General features: G+C 39.9%; 5 protein-coding genes and 2 tRNA genes. All 7 read right to left on the reverse strand.

Annotation, left to right across the window (positions count from 1 at the left end; all coding sequences use genetic code 11):
* Nucleotides 1-546: 546 nt before the first annotated feature.
* Nucleotides 547-2,952: a glycogen/starch/alpha-glucan phosphorylase gene (locus tag HF078_RS00490; RefSeq protein ID WP_169289369.1), complete on the reverse strand. Its 2,406-nt coding sequence runs from the start codon at nucleotides 2,950-2,952 to the stop codon at nucleotides 547-549.
* Nucleotides 2,942-4,393 carry a glycogen synthase GlgA gene (gene glgA / locus HF078_RS00495; protein ID WP_169289370.1) on the reverse strand — a complete coding sequence of 484 codons (1,452 nt, stop codon included), beginning with the start codon at nucleotides 4,391-4,393 and terminating at the stop codon, nucleotides 2,942-2,944. Before glgA ends, HF078_RS00490 begins: the two co-directional genes overlap by 11 nt.
* Complete coding sequence (locus HF078_RS00500; RefSeq protein ID WP_169289371.1) at nucleotides 4,390-5,406, reverse strand: GlgC family sugar phosphate nucleotidyltransferase; 1,017 nt, start codon at nucleotides 5,404-5,406, stop codon at nucleotides 4,390-4,392. The genes glgA and HF078_RS00500 overlap by 4 nt, the downstream gene beginning before the upstream one ends.
* 36 nt (nucleotides 5,407-5,442) lie before the next feature.
* Nucleotides 5,443-6,600, reverse strand: coding sequence for a glucose-1-phosphate adenylyltransferase (locus HF078_RS00505; protein ID WP_169289372.1), 1,158 nt, complete (start codon nucleotides 6,598-6,600; stop codon nucleotides 5,443-5,445).
* A 4-nt stretch (nucleotides 6,601-6,604) separates the two neighbouring features.
* The gene (glgB, locus tag HF078_RS00510; RefSeq protein ID WP_169289373.1) at nucleotides 6,605-8,488 is read right to left on the reverse strand and encodes a 1,4-alpha-glucan branching protein GlgB; all 1,884 of its coding nucleotides are present in this window, start codon (nucleotides 8,486-8,488) and stop codon (nucleotides 6,605-6,607) included.
* 551 nt (nucleotides 8,489-9,039) lie between these two features.
* Nucleotides 9,040-9,111: transfer RNA gene (locus HF078_RS00515), tRNA-Glu, on the reverse strand.
* Between the two features lie 7 nt (nucleotides 9,112-9,118).
* Nucleotides 9,119-9,209, reverse strand: a tRNA-Ser gene (locus HF078_RS00520).
* Between the last annotated feature and the right edge of the window lie 34 nt (nucleotides 9,210-9,243).

Genomic DNA, 9,243 nt, shown 5'->3' on the forward strand with positions numbered 1-9,243 from the left:
ACCTTGATTTTGAAATTTTATTAATCACCGCTGTTGATTTCCGCAAATGGCTTCGCTTTCCTAGGGAAGGTGCTTGAGCCTCTTCGCAACGCTTGAGGGGTCTCAAGATACCTTTATCTCCCTCAGGAGTCTTCGCCTTTTGCTCCAATCAACAGCTAGGAATCAATAAAAACTTTACGTTATCAGTTTTTCAGTGGCCTCCAATAAAGGCTCGGTCCTCTTATAATATTTGGCAATTAGTAAAACGCCGCTGTGTCTACGCTTTCCACAGGGCGACCTTGAGCCTCCGCCATTTGCTCCAATCCACAGCTAGAAATTACGAGAACGAAATGTTTACAGTTAACTATTTTAAAAGCCTTTTCGTTACCCTTTAGTGAATGTAGTCACCTTGTTGATTGGAGTGGAAGGCGCGCAGACGCCCGCGGGAGGAAGGGACAGGGTGACCCCGCAACGAAGTGAGGAGGCTCCCGGACCGCCTTCAGGCAAGCGAAGCGCCTGGAACGGAAATCAACAGTTAATAGACTTCCTTTTCTTTTCCTCTTGCGATTATCGCTTGCTGTAGCTTGGTTCCAGTCCCCAAATCTCGTTGGCGTATTGTCTGATAGTACGGTCGCTTGAGAAGAATCCTGAATGGGCGATGTTCTTTGCGCTCATTGTTAACCAATGATTACGATTACGGTAAGCAGCATCCACCCGTTCCTGTGCATCAATATAGGACGCAAAATCTTTCAAGACGAAATACTCATCATTCTGCATCAACAAGGAGTCATGAATCGGCTCAAAGTGATCATCCACATCCGGGAAAAACCCGTTGACAAGCTGTTCTAGAACTTGCTGTATCCTTTTATCATGATGGTAATACTCGCTAGATCGGTATCCACCATTTTGATAATAATTCAAGACCTGCTCTGCAGTAAGGCCGAAAATGAACATATTCTCTTCTCCGACTTCTTCTTTAATCTCAATATTTGCACCATCAAGCGTACCTATTGTCAAGGCCCCGTTCATCATAAATTTCATATTACCAGTACCTGAAGCTTCCTTGCTCGCAGTGGAGATTTGTTCACTAACATCCGCTGCCGGGAAAATGTCCTCGGCTAATGAAACACGATAGTTTTCTAGAAAGATAACTTTTAAACGGCCATTAATTGCCGAATCATTATTCACCTTATCCGCCAGAGAATTTATTAGTTTGATTACTCTTTTAGCATAATAATAACCAGGGGAAGCTTTAGCTCCAAAAATAAACGTTCTAGGGTGTATATCAAAACTACTGTCCTCTTTCAATCGATTATACAGATACATAATGTGAAAAACGTTTAAGAGCTGACGTTTATAAGCATGTAATCTTTTTACTTGTACATCGAAGATACTGTCTGAATCAATGACGATTCCCGTTTGTTTTCTAATACGTTCCCCAAGAATTTGCTTTCGTTCACGTTTCACTTGGTCGAGCTTTTCCAAGAAAGCGGAATCGTTTGCATATACATCAAGCTGTCGAAGCTGCGTGGTGTCTTTCATCCACCCATGACCAATCGTATTTTGGATGAGTGAGGTAAGTTGGGGATTGGCTTTCATTAACCATCTGCGGTGGGTAATTCCATTAGTTTTGTTATTAAATTTATCAGGGAAAGTCTCATAAAATAAACGCATTTCACGATTTTTTAATATCTCCGTGTGTATCTTTGCCACACCATTAACACTAAAGCTACCAACTACCGCTAAATGGGCCATCTTCACTAAGCCATGCGCAAGGATTGCCATCTCTTCAATCCGTCCCCATTGTCCAGGATACATTTTCCACAAATCCGCACAAAAGCGCTCATTGATTTCTTCTATAATCATATATATACGCGGTAACAATGGCTGAAAAATATTGATTGGCCATTTTTCCAGGGCTTCAGAAAGAGTTGTATGATTGGTGTAAGAGATTGTATGGGAGGTGATTTCCCACGCTTGTTCCCAGCTCATATCTTCTTCATCTAAAAGGATCCGCATCAGTTCCGGAATCGCCAGCACCGGATGAGTATCATTGATGTGAATGGTCACTCTTTTATGGAAATCTATTAAACTACCATTCTTCTTTCGATAAGAACGGATAATGCTTCCTATGCTAGCTGCAACAAGAAAATATTGCTGCTTTAAACGGAGAATTTTCCCTTCATCATGCGTATCATCTGGATATAGGAATTCAGAAACTGCTTCTGTATCCCTTTTATATTGCATGATATCTTTGTTCGTTGGAAAAGGCGCGGGCTCAGCACTCCAAAGCCTTAACATATTGACTGTATCCGTTTGATAACCGACAACCGGCATGTCATACGGAACTGCTGTGATTGCCTCTCCTTTTGCATGCCTGAACTTCTCTTTTCCGTCTTCTGTATAAGATTCAACCTTACCCCAAAAATTAATTTCGACAGCCTGATCCGGCTTTCTTACCTCCCAGACGTTTCCATGTCTAAGCCATTGCTCAGGCAATTCGACTTGATAACCGTCAACAAATTTCTGGTCAAACAATCCATGTTTATAGCGAATGCCACAACCATGACCTGGTAGGTCTAACGATGCCAGAGAATCTAAGAAACAGGCTGCAAGACGGCCAAGGCCACCATTTCCTAGACCAGCATCAGCTTCTATTTCCTCAATAGAAGAGAAGTCGAGCCCAAGCTCTTTCAGGCCCTCTTCTACGACATCTTGGATTCCAAGATTTAAAAGATTACTTCCCAATAATCTTCCCAATAAAAATTCGATAGAAAGATAGTACACTTGTTTTTCATCAGCAGCGCGATTTCGTTCATTGGTAGCTATCCAGTTGGCACTGATATATTCTCTTACCATGTTTCCGAGTGTATGATAATGATCTCTAGAGGTGGATTCCTGGAAGCTCTTTCCGTACATACTCTCCAATTTCTTTAAAAAAGCAGCCTTAAATTTCTCTTTATTAGAGAACATGCACTCCACTCCTAGCCATTAGTGTTGAATACAATTGATTGTATTTAAATGCAGATTTAGCCCAGCTATAATCGCGCTCCATTGCTTCTTTCATAATTCCGTTCCATACTTTTGGCTGCTCATACATGTTAATGGCACGCCTGATGGTGTGAAGCATATCATGGGCATTAAAGTTAGTGAAGGAGAATCCGTTTCCTTCCAACGTCGTTTCATCATAAGAATGGACCGTGTCATTCAGTCCGCCGGTTTCACGCACAATTGGTATGGTGCCATAGCGCAGAGCTATTAGTTGACCTAAACCACACGGTTCAAACCTCGATGGCATCAAGAACATATCCGCACCTGCATAAATCTGGTGGGCAAGCGGCTCATCAAACCCAATAAATGTCTTCACTTTTTCAGGATATTGATACGCTAACTCTCGGAAGTAGTGTTCAAACTGAGGTTCACCTGTTCCAAGTACCACAACCTGTACATCCTCATTTAACACTTCATGTAAAACGCAAGTAACCAGATCCAACCCTTTTTGCTTGGTCAACCTGCTTACCATAGCAATGATCGGTGTACCCTCTTTTACAGGCAATCCGCAAAGTTTTTGCAGGGCAGCTTTATTCACCTTTTTATTCCCCGCTTTACTGACGGAATAATTTGCTTCAATGTACTCGTTGGTTTCAGGACTATATAAATCATCGTCAATTCCATTAATGATCCCTACCAAAGAATCATTCCTATGACGGAGGACCCCATCCAGCTTTTCTCCAAAATAGGCCGTCTGGATCTCATCTCTATAAGTAGGACTTACAGTCGTGATATAACCAGAGGATACTAATGCTGCTTTCATAAAATTGACATTACCGTAAAACTCTAGCTCATCAGCATTAAAGTGTTTACTATCAATACGCAATAAATCATGCAGGATACTCGGCGGAAACACACCTTGAAATTGAAGATTATGGATAGTAAACACACTTTGAATATGCTCAAACCTTGGATTCTGTTTGTATTCTCGCTCAAGGATAAAATTGACCATTCCCGTGTGCCAGTCATGACAATGAATGACATCCGGAATAAAATCAATAGCCGTCATGCTTTCCAATACGGCACGGCAGAAAAAGGAAAAGCGTTCCCCGTCATCAAAGTGACCATACAGGGAATCGCGGTTAAAATAGTATTCATTGTCAATAAAGTAATAGGTTACATTATCGTGCACCAATTTTTCCACGCCACAATATTGGTGACGCCAACCTACGTCTACAAAAGTGGTCTGAACTCTTTTCATTTTGTTTTTAAAAACTTCCGGTATTTGCCTATATTTCGGCAAAATAACTCGTACATCTGTACCAAGTTTCTTTAACTCCTTAGGCAATGCTCCCGCAACATCGCCTAAGCCACCTGATTTTACAAACGGGACACATTCTGACACAACAAACAATACCTTCACGAATTCATCAGAGCTCCTTGTACCGATCCTTTTTTCACTAAATACGGGGAATCTGCTTTCCCTGTTAACCTTGTACCGTCTTCTACCTTAACATCTTTGTCTAAGATGACAGAATCTAAAACACAATTCTCTCCAATAACACCTTTTTGCATGACAATACTGTTTTTGACCACCGTACCTTTTCCAATTTTGACACCCCGGAAAATAATACTGTTCTCAACATGCCCTTCAATGATAGCACCATTTGCAATCATTGAATTCTTTACATAGGCATCTTTGGAATAACTTGTTGGGGGCTCATCTTTCACTTTTGTGAAAACAGGATGATCCTTCACAAACACTTGTTTCCAAACAACAGGATCCAACAGTTCCAAGCTATGCTCATAATAATTTTCCAACGAATCAATTACTGCTGCATAATTTGTATATTCATAGTTGCAAATTTTATATCCGCTAGTAATATCATCTACCACGTCCATGATACTTCTATACCCCGTTTGCTCATGATTCATGAACAATTTAACAAGCAGGTCTTTCTCGAGAACATACATATCCAATGTTTCATCTTCTTTTACCACATGGGTTATATCGCATCTGTTTTGGATATGACGATCGAGAATCAGTTTGTAATTCATATTGGATACCGTAAAACTATTCGCTATCACGACATATTTCTGATTGCTGCGTCCGAAAAAGTCGACATTTTCTTTGAAGTGTTGGAACGAGCCTGTGTTTTCATTCTCTGAACTTGGGAAAAAGAATAAACCATCACGTTTACGATCGAGATCCCACTGCTTTCCTGAACCAAGGTGATCCATCAGAGAGCGGTACTGATAACGGGGGAAAATTGCAACGTTTTGGATTCCTGAATTGACCATGTTGGAAAGTACAAAATCAATCAGTCTATATCGACCTCCAAAAGGAACTGCCGCAATGGAACGCTTTACAGTTAACTCCCTCATTTCTTCATTATGGATTGTTGCATCGATGATACCTAACATTGATTTATTCATAAATGGACACCCTTCCTGTGTTTAATTTCGCGTCATTTAACGGGTTATAGAGAAAATCCCTTTATCCATCATTTCCTCTGTTACTAAAATAATCTCATCTTCATTTTTCTCCGGGCAAATGACAGCTCCATCCGGAATTTTTATCCCTGAAGGAATGATTGCCTTGTTTACATAGACATTTTCACCAATGATGGCATCTGGCATGATTACTGAGTTTTGGATTACTGAGTTTCTCCCTACATTCACACCTTGAAACAATACGGAATGATCAATTTTCCCTTCAATGAAGCACCCCTCATTTACAAGAGAATCCTTAACATCTGCATATGGTGCGATGAACTGAGGCGGTTGATTTGGATTAACAGAATAGATACGCCAGTCATATTCAAAAAGATTCAATTCACAATCCTCTTTTAATAAATCCATATTTGCTTCCCACAAGCTCTTAACTGTTCCAACATCCTTCCAATATCCCTTAAAAGGATAGGCAACTAAATTTTTATTTTCTTCCAATAACAAAGGAATGACATCCTTCCCGAAGTCATGACTGGACTCAGGGTTTCTGTCATCCATTTCAAGGTACTCCTTTAAGACAGACCACTTGAAAATGTAGATCCCCATAGATGCCAAATTACTCTTTGGATTCGATGGCTTTTCATCAAACTCCACCACTTCAAGCTTATCGTTCGTATTCATGATTCCGAACCTGCTTGCTTCTTCCCAAGGAACTTCCACCACTGAAATAGATACATCCGCATCCTTTTTAACATGGTAGTCTAGCATTTCCTCATAATTCATTTTGTAAATATGGTCACCAGAAAGAATAAGGACATATTCAGGATCATATTGAGTGAGATAATTGATATTTTGATAGATGGCACTTGCTGTACCGGTATACCACTTCACACCAGAAGATTCCGTGTAAGGAGGCAATACTGTCACCCCTCCATTTTTTCGATCCAGATCCCACGTGCTACCAATACCGATATAAGAGTTAAGCACTAGAGGTTGATACTGCGTCAATACCCCAACAGTAGTAATACCTGAATTCGTACAATTACTTAATGCAAAATCAATGATTCTATATTTCCCCCCAAAAGGAACAGCCGGCTTTGCCAACGTCTTTGTTAAGGAACTGAGTCTGCTCCCTTTTCCTCCTGCCAATAACATTGCTACACATTTATTTTTCGCCATCGCGTTATCTCTCCCCTCTAATTTTTTTTGGACGCCATATACTTACACCAAATGATGCAACATTGACCATCATATGATAGTCCTTGCCGTGATATGCTCCCTCTTCCGCACTAACTTCCTGCTCGTTAATAAGTCCGGCTCCACCGAACTCTTTTGCATCAGAACTGAAAACTTCTTCATAGTCTGTAAGATAAGGCACGCCAATTTTAAATCCTTCATAAGAAGCTCCTGTGAAATTACAAACTACGATTAGTGTATCTGCAGGTTTTTTCCCTTTTCGGATAAAAGAAAAGACGCTTTGCTCTCGGTTATTGGCATCAATCCATTCAAATCCATTTGGATCATGGTCCAATTCATACAATGCTTTATACTGCTGATAAAAGGCCATCAGTTCCTTAAAATAATGGTGCATCTGTTGATGCGACTCATACTGGTTAACTAAAAACCAATCCAATTGTTCAAGGTCCTTCCATTCATCAAATTGACCGAATTCCCCACCCATGTAGAGAAGCTTCTTTCCTGGGTGCGTCAGGAAGAAACCGTACAATAAGCGTAATTGAGCAAACTTTTCTTCATACTCACCAGGCATTTTGTTTAACAACGATTTTTTGCCATGAACGACCTCATCATGGGAAAAAGGCAAAATGAAATTCTCGGAAAAAGCATATACGATAGAGAAAGTCACTTTGTCGTGCAGATGTTTTCGTTGCTCTGGAGTAGCTTCCATGTATCGCAAGATGTCATTCATCCAGCCCATGTTCCATTTGTAATTGAATCCAAGTCCTCCATTGGAAGTTGGAGATGTAACTAATGGCCAATCAGTTGAATCCTCTGCAATCATAAGTGCACTGTAATCTTGTTCAAATACAGCCTCATTCAGTTTTCTCAAAAACTCTTGCGCAAAAGGATTTGCATGCTCTTCCTTGGAATTTGGCCAATATAACATATTAGCCACGGCATCCACCCTAAAGCCGTCAACATGGAAATTTTCCATCCAGAACAATGCATTTGATATTAAGAAGCTCCTTACCTCTGGCTTTCCTAAATCAAAGTTTGCCGTCCCCCATACTTCATTCTCGCGATCATGATAGTTTTTATATTCAAAAACTGGTGCCCCATCAAACATGTATAGCCCATGGGCATCCTTACAAAAGTGCCCCGGTACCCAGTCCAAGATCACACCTATATCCTCCTGGTGGCACGCATCAATAAATGCCATTAATTCTTTAGGGTTTCCATATCTGCTTGTTGCAGCATAATACCCAGTACCTTGATAACCCCAAGAGCGGTCATATGGATGTTCCACTAAAGGCAATAATTCTATATGCGTAAAATCATGTTCCTTAATATAAGGTATTAATTCCGTTATCAACTCTTTATAGGAGTAAAGTTCTCCATCATCCTTTTTTCTCCATGAACCAAGGTGGAGTTCATAGATAAACATCGGTTTCTCATAAACCAATTTTCGCTTCTTTTTCCTGCGCCAGTTTTGATCCTTCCATTTGAAGCCTTCTAAGTCATATACAATTGAAGCTGTATTAGGCCTTACCTCTGCATGGAAAGCAAACGGATCAGCCTTATGTAATATCTCATCAGATTGTGTCACAATCTCATATTTATATAAATGACCGGATAGGTCTTCATCTATCTGAATGCTCCAAACACCTTCGTTATTTAATTTTTCTAGTGAATGCAACTCTCCATTCCACTCATTAAAAGACCCCATTACTCGTACTTTCTTGGCGTTAGGTGCCCACACAGTGAATCTAGTTCCTAACACTTTCTTACGATGCCGTACTAAATGAGAGCCAAAAAGCTCATAACTTTTATACAATGTTCCCTCATGAAAAAGGTGCAGCTGAAAATCCGTCGCACTCGTAGCAATCAATTTTTTCACCCTTCCATCATTCCTTATAAAAAAGAATATTGTTATACATTTCTATTCTCTTTTTTATAATATTCTCCTTTATCCGACAAGTCGAAATCGTATGACATAAATCAACAATATTAAATTTTCTATAGTATTATGTAAAAAATAGTTAATTAGAGGAAACCGTTTTCATTGTTGCTATACTTGAAATTGCGTAATATCAATGTTTTTGAAAGGGGTTACAACATAAGAAGATTTAACTAAAAATTAGGAGGAGGAATGTTGATATTTGTCGAAAAGTTTTTTGGTGTAATGTAGTCTAAACGTATTAATGTACACGCTTACATCAATAGATTATTTTAATATAATAAATTTACTTTTCAAAAAGGGGTTTTGTTTGTTTTAAGAAAGGGTAATGTATCAGTTAATCTTTTCAAATAGTAGAAGACTATTTCATAATTAAGACACAAACTGAATTTTGTATTTGAGTGAAATACGAGGCACACTTTCAAGGAGAATTTTAAGACAAAAAAAAAGCCATAGTATTTAAAAAATACCACAACTTTTGATGACCCGTACGGGATTCGAACCCGTGTTACCGCCGTGAAAGGGCGGTGTCTTAACCGCTTGACCAACGGGCCTTATAAATGGCGGAGAAGGAGGGATTTGAACCCTCGCGCCGCTTACACGACCTACACCCTTAGCAGGGGCGCCTCTTCAGCCACTTGAGTACTTCTCCATATGGCTCCACCAGTAGGATTCGAACCTACGAC

Source organism: Bacillus sp. RO2 (genome assembly GCF_012911845.1).
Classification (GTDB): Bacteria; Bacillota; Bacilli; order Bacillales; family Bacillaceae_I; genus Sutcliffiella_A.

Bases quoted from the DNA above. Each gene is read 5' to 3' on its own strand.
- HF078_RS00500 (WP_169289371.1), bottom strand. From the start codon at position 5,406: ATGAATAAATCAATGTTAGGTATCATCGATGCAACAATCCATAATGAA.
- HF078_RS00490 (WP_169289369.1), bottom strand. From the start codon at position 2,952: ATGTTCTCTAATAAAGAGAAATTTAAGGCTGCTTTTTTAAAGAAATTG.
- HF078_RS00505 (WP_169289372.1), bottom strand. From the start codon at position 6,600: ATGGCGAAAAATAAATGTGTAGCAATGTTATTGGCAGGAGGAAAAGGG.